The sequence below is a fragment of the Vibrio sp. 1159 genome, assembly GCF_033340395.1.
In the GTDB taxonomy this organism is placed as follows: Bacteria; Pseudomonadota; Gammaproteobacteria; order Enterobacterales; family Vibrionaceae; genus Vibrio; species Vibrio alginolyticus.
On record NZ_JAWOWL010000041.1, the window covers coordinates 1 to 17,672 of the forward strand.

Genomic DNA, 17,672 nt, shown 5'->3' on the forward strand with positions numbered 1-17,672 from the left:
TTGTATTCTAAGGTGCCTAAGTCTCCAACTTCGGTGTCACCTAAGTTCAGGCCTAGCTCGACTTGAACAGTGGACTCAGAGGCGTTCGACAACGTCACTTTGAAATTGGCTGTATCCCCCTCATTGATGGTGCCAGCATCGGTAATAGTCACGCTTGGACGGTCATCATCCGGATCAGGTCCTGGCCCCGTACCGTCATCCACTATCGTTGCCGTCCCCGTATCGCTGCCTTGCACTGCGCCAATGCCAGTCACCGTCACACTGAAATCTTCAGGGCCTTCGTACACCGCGTCATCAATAGAAGCAATGCGCACATCAAACTCAGTTTGCCCTGCTGGCACCGTCACCACGCCATCGTTTGGCACTGCAACCCAACCACTTCCCGTGTTGTATTCTAGGGTGCCCAAATCTCCAACTTCGGTATCACCAAGATTAAGACCCAGTTCCACCTGCGTTTCCGCTTCAGACGCGTTCGATAAGGTGACTTTGAAGTTGGCTGTCTCACCCTCATTGATGGTGCCAGCGTCTGAAATAATCACATTCGGGCGGTCATCATCCGGATCAGGGCCCGGACCACTGCCATCATCCACTATCGTTGCCGTACCCGTATCGCTGCCTTGCACTGCCCCAATGCCGGTTACTGTCACGCTGAAATCTTCAGGGCCTTCATAAACGGCGTCATCAGTGGAAGCGATGCGCACATCAAACTCAGTTTGCCCCGCTGGCACCGTCACCACGCCATCGTTTGGCACTGCAACCCAACCACTTCCCGTGTTGTATTCCAAGGTACCTAAGTCACCGGCTTCGGTATCGCCGAGATTAAGACCCAACTCCACTTGCGTTTCCGCTTCAGAGGCGTTCGATAAGGTGACTTTGAAGTTCGCCGTATCCCCCTCATTGATGGTGCCAGCATCGGTAATAGTCACGCTTGGACGGTCATCATCCGGATCAGGGCCCGGGCCACTGCCGTCATCCACTATCGTTGCCGTACCGGTATCGCTACCTTGCACTGCGCCAATGCCGGTTACTGTCACGCTGAAATCTTCAGGGCCTTCATAAACAGCGTCATCAATAGAAGCGATACGCACATCAAACTCAGTTTGCCCTGCTGGCACCGTTACTACGCCATCGTTTGGCACTGCAACCCAACCGGAGCCTGTGTTGTATTCTAAGGTACCTAAGTCTCCAACTTCGGTATCGCCAAGATTAAGACCCAATTCCACTTGCGTTTCCGCTTCAGACGCGTTCGACAGCGTCACTTTGAAGTTCGCTGTGTCACCCTCATTGATGGTGCCAGCGTCTGAAATAGTCACGCTTGGACGATCATCATCCGGATCGGGGCCTGGACCCGTGCCGTCATCCACAATCGTTGCCGTTCCCGTATCGCTACCTTGCACCGCCCCAATGCCAGTCACCGTCACACTGAAATCTTCAGGGCCTTCGTACACCGCGTCATCAATAGAAGCAATGCGCACATCAAACTCAGTTTGCCCTGCTGGCACCGTCACCACGCCATCGTTTGGCACTGCAACCCAACCACTTCCCGTGTTGTATTCTAGGGTGCCCAAATCTCCAACTTCGGTATCACCAAGATTAAGACCCAGTTCCACCTGCGTTTCCGCTTCAGACGCGTTCGATAAGGTGACTTTGAAGTTGGCTGTCTCACCCTCATTGATGGTGCCAGCATCTGAAATAGTCACATTCGGGCGGTCATCATCCGGATCAGGGCCCGGACCACTGCCATCATCCACTATCGTTGCCGTTCCCGTATCGCTGCCTTGCACCGCCCCAATGCCAGTCACCGTGACACTGAAATCTTCTGGGCCTTCATAAACGGCGTCATCAGTGGAAGCAATGCGCACATCAAACTCAGTTTGCCCCGCCGGCACCGTCACCACGCCATCGTTTGGCACTGCAACCCAACCACTTCCCGTGTTGTATTCCAAGGTGCCTAAGTCACCGGCTTCGGTATCGCCGAGATTAAGACCCAACTCTACTTGCGTTTCCGCTTCAGAGGCGTTCGACAGCGTCACTTTGAAGTTCGCAGTCTCACCCTCATTAATGGTGCCAGCGTCTGAAATAGTCACGCTTGGACGGTCATCATCCGGATCAGGTCCTGGCCCCGTACCGTCATCCACTATCGTTGCCGTCCCCGTATCGCTGCCTTGCACTGCGCCAATGCCAGTCACCGTCACACTGAAATCTTCAGGGCCTTCGTACACCGCGTCATCAATAGAAGCAATGCGCACATCAAACTCAGTTTGCCCTGCTGGCACCGTCACCACGCCATCGTTTGGCACTGCAACCCAACCGCTTCCCGTGTTGTATTCCAAGGTACCTAAGTCACCGGCTTCGGCATCGCCGAGATTAAGACCCAGCTCCACTTGCGTTTCCGCTTCAGACGCGTTCGATAAGGTGACTTTGAAGTTCGCCGTATCTCCCTCATTAATGGTGCCAGCATCTGAAATAGTCACGCTTGGACGGTCATCATCCGGATCGGGGCCTGGACCCGTACCGTCATCCACTATCGTTGCTGTCCCCGTAACGCTGCCTTGCACCGCCCCAATGCCAGTCACCGTCACACTGAAATCTTCTGGGCCTTCATAAACAGCATCATCAATGGAAGCAATACGCACATCAAACTCAGTTTGCCCTGCTGGCACCGTTACTACGCCATCGTTTGGTACTGCAACCCAACCGGTTCCGGTGTTGTATTCTAAGGTGCCTAAGTCTCCAACTTCGGTGTCACCTAAGTTCAGGCCTAGCTCGACTTGAACAGTGGACTCGGAGGCATTCGACAGCGTCACTTTGAAGTTCGCCGTATCCCCCTCATTGATGGTGCCAGCGTCTGAAATTGTCACGCTTGGACGGTCATCATCCGGATCAGAGCCTGGACCCGTGCCGTCGTCCACTATCGTTGCCGTTCCCGTATCGCTGCCTTGCACTGCGCCAATGCCAGTCACCGTCACGCTGAAATCTTCTGGACCTTCATAAACAGCATCATCAATGGAAGCGATACGCACATCAAACTCGGTTTGCCCCGCTGGCACCGTTACTACGCCATCGTTTGGCACTGCAACCCAACCGGAGCCTGTGTTGTATTCCAAGGTACCTAAGTCACCGGTTTCGGTATCGCCCAAGTTCAGGCCTAGCTCGACTTGAACAGTGGACTCGGAGGCATTCGACAACGTCACTTTGAAGTTGGCTGTCTCACCCTCATTGATGGTGCCAGCATCTGAAATAGTCACATTCGGGCGGTCATCATCCGGATCGGGGCCTGGCCCAGTGCCATCGTCCACGATCGTCGCCGTCCCCGTATCGCTGCCTTGTACTGCGCCAATGCCGGTTACTGTCACACTGAAATCTTCAGGGCCTTCGTAAACGGCGTCATCAACAGAAGCGATGCGCACATCAAACTCAGTTTGCCCTGCTGGCACCGTTACCACGCCATCGTTTGGCACTGCAACCCAACCGGAGCCTGTGTTGTATTCTAAGGTGCCTAAGTCTCCAACTTCGGTGTCACCTAAGTTCAGGCCTAGCTCGACTTGAACAGTGGACTCGGAGGCATTCGACAGCGTCACTTTGAAGTTCGCTGTCTCACCCTCATTGATGGTGCCAGCATCTGAGATAGTCACGCTTGGACGGTCATCATCCGGATCAGGGCCCGGACCACTGCCGTCGTCCACGATCGTCGCCGTCCCCGTATCGCTGCCTTGCACTGCACCAATGCCAGTCACTGTCACACTGAAATCTTCAGGACCTTCATAAACGGCGTCATCAATGGAAGCGATACGCACATCAAACTCAGTTTGCCCCGCTGGCACCGTTACTACGCCATCGTTTGGCACTGCAACCCAACCGGAGCCTGTGTTGTATTCTAAGGTGCCTAAGTCTCCAACTTCGGTGTCACCTAAGTTCAGGCCTAGCTCGACTTGAACAGTGGACTCGGAGGCATTCGACAGCGTCACTTTGAAGTTCGCTGTCTCACCCTCATTAACCGTACCTGCATCACTCATCGTTACCGCTGGGCGATCATCATCAGGATTTGAGCCAGGTCCACTACCATCATCTAAAATAGTGGCAGTCCCAGTAACAGGTGTGCTTTGTTCTTCTGTCGTGCCAGAGAGCGTAAACGTTTCTGGGCCTTCAAATACAGAGTCGTCAATAGAGTCTATAGAGACCGTAAAGTCACTTTCACCCGGTGGGATCGAAATGGTAAAGGTTCCGCTTTCACCGACTGAAACTTCTTCTGTTGTACCATCAGAAAATGTTATGAGGACACGCTCATTGACGTAGTCACTCCCGTTCTCGTCAGCTGAGCCGCCTGTTGCGGTTCCATCAAGGAGAGAAAGAATGACATCAGTGTTGTCTTCAGTTGTTTGACTTAGAGTAATATCGAATACAACTTGGTCACCTTCGTTGATAGTCGGACTAGATATTTCTTGAACTAAGATAGTCGGTGGTACAGGGCCATTAATTACTCTGAAAAGATCCAACAAAGATAGTGCTTGAGTTGTAGATAGTCCGATTCCATCAATACCGACGGTCTCAAAATTCGTACTAGCCAACAATTCAGCGCCAGTACGATCTATTGCACCAGTATTTTGGGGGCTAGAACCACTTTCCTCACCTGCAGCTGGCTCAAAATCCTCACCAAGAGCAGTAGGGTCTTCTCCACTAGCGATAGCCTCGATTAGCGCAGTGACATCATCAGTAACGTTAATTGAACTACCTTGCGGTGTTACCTGTTGTACAATTAATTCTGATGTATCAGAAACTTCCTCAATAATTAATTCACCAGGCTGAGGTAGCTGACCACTTTCAAGACTTCTCAGGTTCCCATCAAGCCCTATAACCACGACATTGCTCATCAATGAGCTTAACGCTACTCGATCCATGCTCTTCATCCTTGTATTAGTTTAATTAAAGGCTTGTTACTGCACTAAACACGTCTATAGTTTAGACAAAATATGAATTTTTCGTTTTATTCCAAGAGGATTTAGTTTTTTGAGAGTAATAAGGAAAATAACCGAAGAATTTGCCTTCATTTAAACCAGTTTCCGCTATGCTCTTAAGATAAAAAGGTTTTCTACGAAAAAATCGACCACTTACCAAGCAAGCTTTGCCTCGTATGCTAGAGTTTAGAGAGTAAGATTGTTGTTTTTTATTGAATTAAACATTTAAACATCAACAAGTTGATAATACGCACTAAGAAAATTCATTGTTTGTAACTTCTCGTCTCAAATATGAAACAGAATAAGAGCGACATGATTTTAGGAGAACTAACGTGAGATGGAATCGAGTACATATAGCCTGCTGTTGCTTAATAGTGTCTTCACCAGTTTTCGGTCAAACTCTAGAGCAAGCGGTTGCACAGACGCTACAAAATAACCCCGATATTAAGAGTGCATTTAACGAGTTTATGAGCCAGAAGTACATAAATGAAGCTTCATCAGGTGCTTACCTCCCCTCTGTTGATCTAGATGCTGGAATTGGATATGAAGGATTAGACCCGTCAGATGAAGTTGGTCGAGGAGACACGGATTACACTCGAAAGGAAGCTTCAGTGACACTGACCCAACTAATATGGGATGGTAGCGCTACATTAAATGATATTGATCGAACCGCAGCTGATGCTGAATCTGTTAGATTTCAACTCTTAGCAGATGCTTCAGATAAGGCACTTGAAGTGACTAAAGTGTACTTGGACGCTGTTAAAGCGTATGAAGTCCTAAAGCTTTCAGAAAACAACCTTGCTGTTCATAAAGATATTTACGATGACATTAAAAAACGAGTCAACTCGGGTATCGGCTCTACTGCTGACTTGACGCAGGTAGAAGCACGTTTGGCAAAAGCACACGGAAACTTAGCTGCTGCTCAAAATAACCTGTATGACTCTCACACGATGTTCACTCGTTTAGTCGGTCAAACACCACAAGGGTTAATCTTTCCGAGAGCGGACCAAAACTTTATCCCGTACACGGTTGATGAAGCGGTAGGCTTGGCATTTGAACTTCATCCCGTTATTCAAGTGGCGCTCGCAGACGTAGACTCGGCTAAGTTTCAATACAAACAGTCTAAAGGTGTTAATTACCCAACCATTTCAATTGAAGCTTCGCAAACATGGCGTGACGACGCTGATGGTTTAAAAGGTCGAAGTGATGAGACACTTGCCATGCTGCGTCTACGCTACAACCTATTCAATGGTGGCAGTGATGCAGCGAACTCAGAAAACTTTGCCTACCAGCTAAATAAAGCAAAAGACTTGCGTGAAGGTGCCTATCGCAATGTTGAAGAAGGGTTAAGGCTTTCTTGGAGTGCGCTTGATTTAACATTACAACAAAAAGAGTTTCTATCAGATCATGTAGACTCTGCGTCTGAAACCGTAATTGCTTACGAGAAGCAATATCGCATCGGTAAACGAACACTGCTTGATCTATTGAACACTGAAAACGAGCTCTTTGAGGCGCGTAAAGACTACTTAGATTCTAAATACGCAGAGCAGTACGCCAAATATCGAGTGATGAACGCAACTGGGCAACTGTTGAGTGCATTAAGGGTTGAAATGCCTAAAGAATGGCTAGAAGAAGTGGAGTATTAATTATGAAACACATAGCTTTTATTACACTCTCATTAATGCTCTCCGCATGCAGTTCATCAGATCGTGGTGATGAATATGATTACATAGATACCCCAATTGCCGATCAGTGGGCTGATCATATAGATGATGACTCTGACGGAGTCATTAACGAGCGAGATTTGTGCCCGGGTACACCTTTGGGTGCCGAAATAGACAACGACGGTTGCGGTTCGTACGTTGACTCCTCACAAGAAATGCAAATTCGAGTACTATTTGCGAACGATTCCGATGTGATCAACCCTATCTTTACGCAACAAATTCTTGAACTATCCGACTTTTTGAAAGAGTACCCGAACACGTCTATAGAGATTCAAGGTTATGCTAGTCGCACTGGTACTGCAGAACATAATCTTGACTTATCTAAGCGCCGCGCTGAAAACGTTAGAAAAGAGCTCATGAAGAACGGCATTAGTGGAGATAGAGTTACCATTGTCGGCTATGGAGACACAGTACTTGCGACACAAGGTACAGACCAAGTTAGTCACGCATTGAACCGTCGAGTAACCGCAACAGTGATTGGCCACAAGGGTGAAGTGAAGAAAGAATGGACCGTTTTCACAACACTTCCAAAAAGCTAGCACAACAATAAACAGACCGTAAAAATAAAAGGTCTAGCAAATTGCTAGACCTTTTTGATTTTAAATTTGACTACAGTTTAGCGCTACTACATGTCTTTGTACTGAGCTTCTAAACTCGCAATTAAGCTTTGAGTCACATCATCAACACTTGCACCGTCAAAATGGATGTCCAATGTCGAGCTCCCTTTTGTAATACTCAGGTTTGCCTCAGATCCCCCGTCTGGTGCCACTTCTACATGATACTCTCCGACATCACCAGTATGATCACCTGATTGAAGATCATTAAGAAGCTCTCCAATTTCATCTTTAGATAAGTCGTCAAACAGATCTGAGAAGTCTAGAGCGTCTTCATTTTTATTGAAGTCAGTGACAGTATCAACATCGTTAGTGACTTCACTCCACTTAAAGATGTCGGCCCCTTCTGACCCTGTTAAAGTATCACTACCTAAACCACCAATCAGAATATCATCCCCTTCACCGCCAACGAGTATGTCGTTGCCACCATGACCAAATAGTAAGTCATCACCAGCGCCGCCATATAAATTATCCGATTTATCTCCTTGGTGAGTTTGGTTGAATTCTTCCAAGTTATTTCTAACGTACTCATGTATATCTTCGCCGTCAACGGTAGACACATCCTGACCCGTTTGCTGCGCCACATGTGATTGAATCGCACTTAAGCCTTGTTCATTACCACCAAACTCAATTAAGTCACCTAACAAGATATCGTTACCTTCACCTCCTTGAATAGTGTCTGAACCTTGTTTGAGAGGTACATCTTGACCCAATATCGTTTCAGCAAGCTTAGTAACATCAATATCTGACTCTACCACACCATCAGTGTCATACTGCTTGAGTGTATGTTCATCAACGCCACTCCCAAGACCTATCGCTTCTATAGAGGACAATGCCGCTAGTACTTGATACATGTGTTGAGCTTGTGTCGAGCTATTCCCTTCATCGTAATAACGGATAGAGCCATAATATCTGTCGATATCGCCAAGGATTCTTCCTGTTAGCGGTGAATAAACCTTACCGTAACTATCTATAACGACATCACCTTTGTAGGTAACTGTTTGTCCGTATGAGTAATTGTTTTTACTCGCAATATCTTGCAGGGTAACAAGCTTGCCAGAATTATCGACGTCCAAAATCACTTTCGAGAATTCACTCGGTGCTACACCATAGAGGTATGTTGCTCTATTTGGTTGACCATCCGTAACAAAGTACGTGATATTTTGGCCATTAGGGTTAGGTTGACTGCTGAACCATTCAACGGCCGACTGTAAGCCCGCCTCATAGTTTGTGCCGCCAGAACCCTCATCATCAATTACACGATTCAACTCTTCTACAAACTCTTTTCTTGCTGTAAGAGAACTCAAGTCAACAGAAATCACCGCTGATGCACTTGAAGCAAATTCACTAAGGTGAATATTCACTGTCCCTGGCTTCTCTCCTTGATTTACCGCACTTAACAGCTCATCAAACACATCTAGCACTTCTTGCTTCGCAGTTCCTACCCAGTTACCCATGCTCCCTGAAGTGTCCAGAACAAATGCGATGTTGTAGTCCTGACCTGCAATGATCTCCAATCCTTGAACATCACCAACAATAATATCGTGATCGTCACTACCCGTTATCTGATCATTCCCATGCGATCCCGACTCCAACACATAGTCACGAGCTGTAAGCTCAACGGATTCAGTTGTTGAAGCTGCGTCATTATTTGATCCTTCAACAGACGTAGCAGTAACGCTTAGCGGGAACTCTAAGCTGCCTTCATAATCGAATGGCACTCTGATATCCAGGGAAAGCTTACCATCTGTACCAAGAGTGACAGGGTAATCTCCATTTGAATCTTGCTTAATTGCGACACCATCAACATACACGTCAACACCGTCTGGTAGATCTTGTACAAGAGCAGTCTGCGCTAAATCCTCACTTCCATCGACATCAACTAGATCAACATCCACATCGACCGAAATCCAGCGATCTTGAAGCACTTCATAAGTGCCATCAGGTTTCAAATCAACAATTTTGTCTGCAAAAACAACGCGTTCAATTTCATATAAATGATCACCTCGGTCATCACTACCTGTATGATCGTTTACCGAATCGATAGAACGACTATCTAATAAAATCCAATATGGAACTTTACCTCCATGATCGTCTTTGAAGGTCATTTTGTAGTCATCAAAGTTCCCTGTTAAGTAGACTGTATCTTTACCATCATGCAGAGTAAGACTGGTCGCGTCATCACCATAAAACGTATCATTGTTACCACCGCCAACAAATACGTCATCGCCACCGCCACCATAGAATACATCGTTGAAATCTGTCCCAACAAACAAGCTGTCGGTGTCACTTAAGTCAGTATTGACTCCCAACACAACACCAGCGTGTGTATTAATTTTAGGTACTGCATTATCCAACCCAAGGTTGGCTGCGACAGCCTCATTTTCGGTATTGGTATTATTTATTGCCGATGTAGCTAAGTGATGGTTTGGATCAATAGCATCTCGTTTAACTAAGTCGCCAACATTGATCGTGATCGTAGGTGCATCTGCGATAGCAACAACATTGATATCAAGTGTATTTGTTACGCCAGTATTTGTGGTATAGCTAATTAATGGAACGTCACCTGACCAATGCTCAGCAGGTTCAAATATGTAACTACCATCTCGGTTTACTAGTAACGTACCACTAGTCAAAGAAACACTTTCGCCTACCTCGTAATCAGCACCATCGATAGTAAGATGATCTACCATCAGAATATTGTCGCCGTCAGAGTCATTAAGCAATACATTCCCTTGTAGAGTATTGTCTTCTATGGTTTCGCCCAAATCACTTTCCGTTTCCGTAGGTAAGTTCTCATGTACTACAACATTGATCGCCAAGTTAGATTCTGCTGAATCACCATTCGAGCTTTCTGTACTCGTTGCAGTCAAATTGATAGTGAAGTCATCATGGGAGCCCGCAGGTGGAGTCACAGTAAGTGCATCTAATGCCCAACTTGTCACGTCCAGTTCTTCATCAATAGTTGCGACAGTAATAGAACTATTTCCATCTGAAAGGATCGCACCTACAGGTAAGCCAGTTAGCGTGACTTTAAGTGATTCAGAGCCATCTGTATCATTTAAGCTTGCTTTAATTTCAGAGAGCGGTATCGCTGTATCTTGTAACCCTTCGTTCAGCTGGTATGTTTCGTAAAACGCAACACCATTAACTTCTTGTAGTTCAGACGTTCTGATATCAGTTGCTTCTAGTGCACTTTCATCACTAACTACGTAAAGACTACTATTGCTCAGGTTGACAGGCGCTTGTCCATTAATGGATACATCCACATTAAAGTTACCCGGACCACTTTGGTTATGGTGATAAATTTCAATTGGATAAAAGCCAGATACCGAAGGGGTAAAGCTAGCTCCCTTAATATCACCACTGTCGCTCCCCCAACGAGCTTGATCAAGTAACGTACCACCCAACTTGATTGCAAGGCTATCATCTGCTTGCCCAACAAAGTCGTAACTCGAGCCAGCTTCGAGATAAACAAGAGATGTGACTAGAACGGCCTCATTTGCCAAGGTTGCATGAGTCCCTAAATCTTCCACATTTGCCCAACTCAATCGAGTACCATCGGCTTCATTAAGAGCGTTGATCGCTGAGATTAGAGTCTCTCCATTGACCCCCATACCATCACTAGAACCAACTTGAACATTACTCCATGTCGTAACGTTAAACTCTTGTTGAGGCAATGAGTTTAATGGCGTCACTGCAATTAAGTTCGGTTTGTCAGCTACAGGGTTCACGTCTATTGTCAGTGTCGACTCTTGACCAGAGCTCTGCCCATCTGTCGGTTTAAAACCAATTTGAGCGTAACTAGATTCCTGATCTCCGACTTGATTTCCGCCGAAGCTGTCACTGCCTGATTCATTTAATTCAGGTACAAAACGAACACCGTTTTCCTCAAAAAGCGATTTATCGAGGACTTGATCGATTTGTACAGACTGCCAATCGCCTTGCGAATCTCTGTACTCTAATGATCCATCGCTAGGAAGCGTTGTAATTTGGACGGAGAGATCTGATACGTCAGAGTCCACATCGCTAATACCGAATGATGACCAATCAAGCATCACTTGAGTATCTTCATTCATCTCAACCACTGAAGGCGAAGATTCAGGAGCATCATTCACATTTACCAGAGAAACATTGACCTCGGCAGTATCAATCCCGCCAGTTCCATCGATAACCTCAACCTGAAGCGTATAATCGCCCAAGTCAACATCATCGATTGTCTTGTTCAATGAAATCTGTCCGCTTGTCGGGTCGATATCAAAAATACCATTAGTGCTCGAGCCATCTGCAAAGCGGTATACAAGCACGTCATTATCGTGATCTTCAGCAACGACCGTGCCGATAACGGCCCCACTCGCCGTGTTTTCGTTAACTGACCCGAAGTCGTAAACATCATCATTTGGCTTGTCACCAGCACTATCGCCGCCAGAAATGAACTCTGGAGCGTGCTGAGCATCTATAATAGAGACTGTTGCTTCATTCGAGTCACTTGCAAGCGTCGAATCTGCACCAACCGTATCAATTAGAGTCACGGTTAGGTTTTCAAGATCTTCGTAAATACCATCATCGAGAGTTTTTATATCAATCGGCGCCGACGTTTTACCCGCTGGAATCGTGACTGTGTACGTACTTGGAGCAATATAATCTTTGTCATCAACATTCCCTCCGATTGTGAATGTTACCAGTACATCTTCATCTGCTTTTTGGTCAATGTTGACGATAAATTTTGCATCACTACCTTCATCAACTGAGGATTGATCTGAGCTAATAGTCACTTTCGGTGCACTTTGGGCATCAACGATCACAACACTTGCGCTGTTATTTGAAGCAATGCTCGCATCAGCGCCATCCACCTCTTTAATGGTTACTGTGAAAGATTCTGCGCCCTCATAAATACCATCGGTGACCGTCAGTAAGTCAAGAGCAGCTGAAGATTGACCCGCAGGAACTTCAACACTCAGAACGCCAACAAAATCTTTTCCATCTTGGGCCACGCCACTATATTCGACATGAACCGTAACACTCTCATCTGCAACTTTATCAAGTGTCAGCGTAAAGCCTGCCGTTTCACCTTCATTTACGCTGTTTTGATCGGCACTAATACTAACTAAAGGTGCAGGATCAGAATCCACAATATTTGCGTTACCAGTTGCAATACCATTACTGGTGACACTACCGATTTCCGTAACCGTCAGACCAAAGCTCTCATCACCTTCATGGACATTATCTAGTTTGGTCGGGACTGCGACTTTAATTTCAGCGACACCTGGAGGTATGGTAACGTCTCCATTAGGCGCCATATCTAATGTTTGAGTTTGACCATGAGTATCCACATAGGTCACTGCCATAGCGCCTAAATCAACATCTTCCGCAGTATAGCTATCATTTGTTGTTGACTTCAGATTGACGACAACGGCCTCTTGAACAGGGTTAGAGAGTAAAACGGTAAATATTGCGTCAGTTCCTTCAATGACATCGCCGGCATCTACTACGCTAAGTTTTGTACTGTCATTATCAAGAACTGTTGCCGTCCCCGTTTCACCGCCGATCTCAAGAACGATCGTTTCGCTGCTTTCCACAACCAAGTCATCAATAGTCGGAATCGATATTTCGAAGCTACTTATACCTGCAGGAACAATCAAGTAACCACCTAAGAAAACAACACCATTTGTATAGGTTGCATTTGATAGATTTACGTCATTCTTATCAACTGAAGAACCTTGAGCAAGCATATCAACTTGGTACTTAACGGCAGTGCTAGTGGTTTCATTTAGAACAACCGAGAACGTGACATTGTCACCCTCGGTCACACTATCACCGACCACAGACAGACTTGGCCCGTTTTCCGCAACATTACCATCTAACATTTCGTTAACGATATTGACTGTAGATGGATCGCTAACGCCATTTTCAGAGTCGACTGCCACATATCCAAAGCTGTCTTCGGCAGGAACACCTTCTACATAACGTAACTCCCAGTTACCTTCATTTTTCGTAGAAAAATCTAACTGAGTAATGACCGAACCTTCAGGAAGAGCTAGATCTTTCCCATAACCAACGCTTGTTTCTTGGAATAGCATGAAGTTGCCTTCAGGCTTCAAAAACTCGAACGTTTGAGTCTGTTGGACATTATTTGAATCTAAGTATGTAACCGTAATAAGTGCTGCGTTGTCATCACCGTAATCAAACAATCCACCTAATCCATCTAAGCCAAGGTTTACGCTGCCCACAGGATTATTAGACAAATCGATCGTAATCGATTCACCTTTCTCAATACCCTGCCCATCATTGTCAGCGATACCATTGCCGATGTGTGACACCTGGCGGTTGTACTGCGCAAGCTCACCGCTATCAGAAGAAATGGTGATAGAAGCTCCATTTGCTAAATGCTCAGTACGGGAATGTGATGAACCACCATCCTCACTTAATCCCCAGTTATTGAAATCTGTTGTAGATTCCGAGCCATTAGGCGTATTTGGACGATCTTTGATACCTAATAAGAAGCCAACATTATCAGCTTCATAGTAAAGGCTGTCTTTGTCATAAAGCGTATCGCTTACTTCTTTAATTTCGTGCAACTCACCATCACTATCTTTAAAGAACAACGTACCTGAGGTTGGCAGTTCAGTAATTCGGACATGTAGATCGTTGCCTTTTAAGTCGTCTTCAACATCCGCGATATGATCTTGAGAGTCGCCATCACCTAAAGGTTTCGTATCAGTATCAAATACAACTTGCGTCACAGGCTTGTCAGTCACATGCGTAAAGTCCTCACTGTCAGGCTTGTCATTGACTGGCGTCACATCGACGTTCACCGTGGTGGACTCGCTGACGCCACCGGACGTAACGATGTAGGTAAAGCTGTCTGTACCGTGGTAGTTGTCGTTTGGCGTGTAGGTCACGCTGCCGTCCGGGTTGACCGAGACCGTGCCGTTGGCTGGACCGTTGTTGGTATCGAGCGACACCACTTTATCGTCGCCTTCGAACGTGTCGTTACCTAAGACCTTGATGATGGTCGGCGTGTCTTCCACAACCGTCGCTTTATCTGCCACGATGTCCGCCACAGGCGCTACCGTGAAGTTCACCGTTTGGCTAACGCTCTCGCCGCTTGGATCGGCGGCAGTAAAGGTCAGCGCTTCAGAGCCGTTCCAGTCTGCCGTTGGGCTAATGGTCGCGATGCCATTTTCAATCGACACCAACACGTTGCTGTTGCCAGAGACGCTAAACGTTAACTCGCCATCCACGTTATCCACATCGCTGAAAGCGGTATTCAGATCGATGCTGTATGGCGTAAAGTCTTCCGCCAAGGTTTGGTCTGCGAGGCTGCTTTCAACCACAGGCGTGTCGTTCACCGTATTCACGGTGACGTTGACCGTCGCTTGGTCAGTCAGCGAACCATCGGTAACGGTGTAAGTGATTTCAGCGTCGCCATGGAAGTTCTCGGCCGGTGTGAACACCAACTTGCCGTCAACAATTTCAACTGTCCCTTGGTCACTCGGCACAGACGCCGATTGGATAGACAGCGTATCGCCATCAATGTCAGTATCGTTTGGCAGGACATCAATCGTCACTGGCGTGTCTTCGTCAGTAACGGCATTGTCATTGGTCGCCACTGGCGCGTCATTCACTGGCGTCACATCGATGTTCACCATGGTGGACTCCGATACCCCACCGGAGGTAACGATGTAGGTAAAGCTGTCTGCACCGTGGTAGTTGTCGTTTGGCGTGTAGGTTACGCTACCATCCGGGTTGACCGAGACCGTGCCGTTGGCTGGACCGTTGTTGGTATCGAGCGACACCACTTTGTCGTCGCCTTCGAACGTGTCGTTACCTAAGACCTTAATGATGGTTGGCGTGTCTTCCACAACCGTCGCTTTATCTGCCACGATATCCGCCACTGGCGCTACTATGAAGTTCACCGTTTGGCTAACGCTCTCGCCGCTTGGATCGGTGGCCGTAAAGGTTAACGCTTCTGAGCCGTTCCAGTCTGCGGTTGGAGTGAACGTAGCAATACCATTGACGATCGCCACTTGAATGTTGCTGTTGCCAGAGACACTAAACGTTAACTCACCATCGGCGTTATCCACATCGCTGAAAGCGGTATTTAGATCGATGCTGTATGGCGTAAAGTCTTCTGCCAAGGTTTGGTCTGCAATGCCGCTTTCAACCACAGGCGTGTCGTTCACCGCATTCACGGTGACGTTGACCGTCGCTTGGTCAGTCAGCGAACCATCGGTCACGGTGTAAGTGATTTCAGCATCACCATGGAAGTCCTCAGCCGGTGTGAACACCAGTTTGCCATCAACAATCTCGACTGTGCCTTGCGCTTCAGGTACGGACGCCGATTGGATAGACAGCGTATCACCATCAATATCAGTATCGTTTGGCAGGACATCAATCGTCACTGGTGTATCTTCGTCAGTAACGGCATTGTCATTGGTCGCCACTGGCGCATCATTCACTGGCGTCACATCGACGTTCACCGTGGTGGACTCTGATACCCCACCGGACGTGACGATGTAGGTGAAGCTGTCTGTACCGTGGTAGTTGTCGTTTGGCGTGTAAGTGACGCTGCCATCCGGGTTGACGGAGACCGTGCCGTTAGCTGGACCGTTATTGCTATCCAGCGACACCACTTTGTCGTTGCCTTCGAACGTGTCGTTGCCTAAGACCTTAATGATGGTTGGCGTGTCTTCCACAACCGTCGCTTTATCTGCCACGATGTCCGCCACAGGGGTAACCGTGAAGTTCACCGTTTGGCTAACGCTTTCACCGCTTGGATCGGTGGCAGTAAAGGTCAGCGCTTCTGAGCCGTTCCAGTCTGCGGTTGGAGTGAACGTAGCAATCCCATTGACGATCGCCACTTGAATGTTGCTGTTGCCAGAGACACTAAACGTTAACTCACCATCGGCGTTATCCACATCGCTGAAAGCGGTATTTAGATCGATGCTGTATGGCGTAAAGTCTTCTGCCAAGGTTTGGTCTGCAATGCCGCTTTCAACCACAGGCGTGTCGTTCACCGCATTCACGGTGACGTTGACCGTCGCTTGGTCAGGGAGAATCACAGTGAAGTGGACTCGTGCCAACGCCTTTTGTATTGGTATGTTCACCGCTAGTCATGCTTTTGGGCAAACGCTAGAGCAAGCGGTTGAAAACACATTAAAAACCAATCCTGACATCAAAAGTGCGTTCAATGAATTCGTTAGCAAGCAGTATGTGAATGAAGCATCTGGTGGTGCTTACCTCCCATCCGTAGACTTAGATGCCGGTATCGGTTACGAAGGAATCAAACCTGCAGAGTCAGGGCGAGATTCAACCGATCTGACAAGAAAAGAAGCCACCGTGACACTAACCCAGCTAATATGGGATGGTTCAGCGACACTTAATGATATGGATCGAACAGCAGCTGATGCTGAATCGGTCCGTTATCAACTTCTAGCTGATGCCCAAGACACCGCTCTAGAGGTCGCGAAAGTTTATTTAGACTCAGTAAAAGCTTATGAAATTCTTACACTTTCCGAGAATAACTTGAAAGTGCATAAGAAGATCTATGAAGACATTAAAAAGCGAGTTAACTCAGGTATCGGTTCTACAGCAGACCTAACCCAGGTAGAGGCTCGTTTAGCAAAGGCTCACGGTAACTTGGTGGCAGCTCAGAACAACTTATATGACAGCCACACCACCTTTACACGCCTTGTCGGACAGTCACCACAAGGATTGATTTTCCCAAGAGCGGACCAAAACTTTATTCCCTACACCATCGATGAAGCGATTGACTTGGCATTCGAGTCACACCCAGTAATCAAAATCTCGGTAGCTGATGTGGACTCTGCAAAGTTCCAATACAAGCAATCTAAGGGAGCTTACTACCCAACGATATCGGTAGAAGCGGCTCAAACATGGCGTGATGATGCAAGCGGTATTGAAGGAAGCAGCGAAGAGACAACAGCGATGTTGCGCATGCGTTACAACCTCTTTAACGGTGGTAGTGACGTAGCCAACGCTGAAAGTTTTGCCTACCAACTAAATAAAGCAAAAGACTTAAGAGAACGTGCATACCGCCAAGTCGAAGAAGGTCTTCGTCTATCTTGGAGTGCGTTAGATTTAACACTTCAACAAAAAGAGTTCCTAGCGGATCACGTAGATTCGGCCTCTGAAACTGTCATCGCCTACGAAAAGCAGTATCGCATTGGAAAACGCACTCTGCTGGACTTGTTAAATACTGAAAACGAACTTTTCGAAGCGAGAAAGAACTACTTGGATGCTCGATACTCAGAGCAGTACGCCAAGTACCGCGTTATGAACGCGACTGGCCAATTGTTAAATGCCTTGCGTGTCGATGTACCTACAGAATGGAATGAAAAGGTGGAGTACTGATC

5 protein-coding genes are annotated in these 17,672 nt (G+C 47.0%); 3 read left to right on the forward strand and 2 right to left on the reverse strand.

Annotation, left to right across the window (positions count from 1 at the left end; translation table 11 throughout):
- A partial coding sequence (locus R7127_RS22560; protein WP_318148535.1) for a Calx-beta domain-containing protein occupies window positions 1-4,898 on the reverse strand: 4,898 nt, incomplete at its 3' end.
- A 389-nt stretch (window positions 4,899-5,287) separates the two neighbouring features.
- On the opposite strand from R7127_RS22560, the gene R7127_RS22565 reads away from it, so the two are divergent.
- Entirely contained in the window at window positions 5,288-6,601 is a 1,314-nt protein-coding gene (locus R7127_RS22565) for a TolC family outer membrane protein (protein ID WP_021707835.1), read from the forward strand.
- Between the two features lie 2 nt (window positions 6,602-6,603).
- The gene (locus tag R7127_RS22570) at window positions 6,604-7,218 is read left to right on the forward strand and encodes an OmpA family protein (protein ID WP_005377363.1); all 615 of its coding nucleotides are present in this window, start codon (window positions 6,604-6,606) and stop codon (window positions 7,216-7,218) included.
- Between the two features lie 86 nt (window positions 7,219-7,304).
- Here R7127_RS22570 and R7127_RS22575 read toward each other — a convergent pair whose 3' ends face one another.
- Entirely contained in the window at window positions 7,305-16,403 is a 9,099-nt protein-coding gene (locus R7127_RS22575) for a tandem-95 repeat protein (RefSeq protein ID WP_318142095.1), read from the reverse strand.
- Between R7127_RS22575 and R7127_RS22580 the strand changes: the two genes are divergently transcribed.
- Window positions 16,396-17,670 carry a TolC family outer membrane protein gene (locus R7127_RS22580; RefSeq protein WP_212756271.1) on the forward strand — a complete coding sequence of 425 codons (1,275 nt, stop codon included), beginning with the start codon at window positions 16,396-16,398 and terminating at the stop codon, window positions 17,668-17,670. The two genes, R7127_RS22575 and R7127_RS22580, sit on opposite strands and share 8 nt — an antisense overlap.
- Window positions 17,671-17,672 lie beyond the last annotated feature (2 nt).

What these genes read in the sequence shown, in the direction of transcription:
- R7127_RS22570 (WP_005377363.1), top strand. Translation starts at nt 6,604, where the DNA reads ATGAAACACATAGCTTTTATTACACTCTCATTAATGCTCTCCGCATGC.
- R7127_RS22580 (WP_212756271.1), top strand. Translation starts at nt 16,396, where the DNA reads ATGTTCACCGCTAGTCATGCTTTTGGGCAAACGCTAGAGCAAGCGGTT.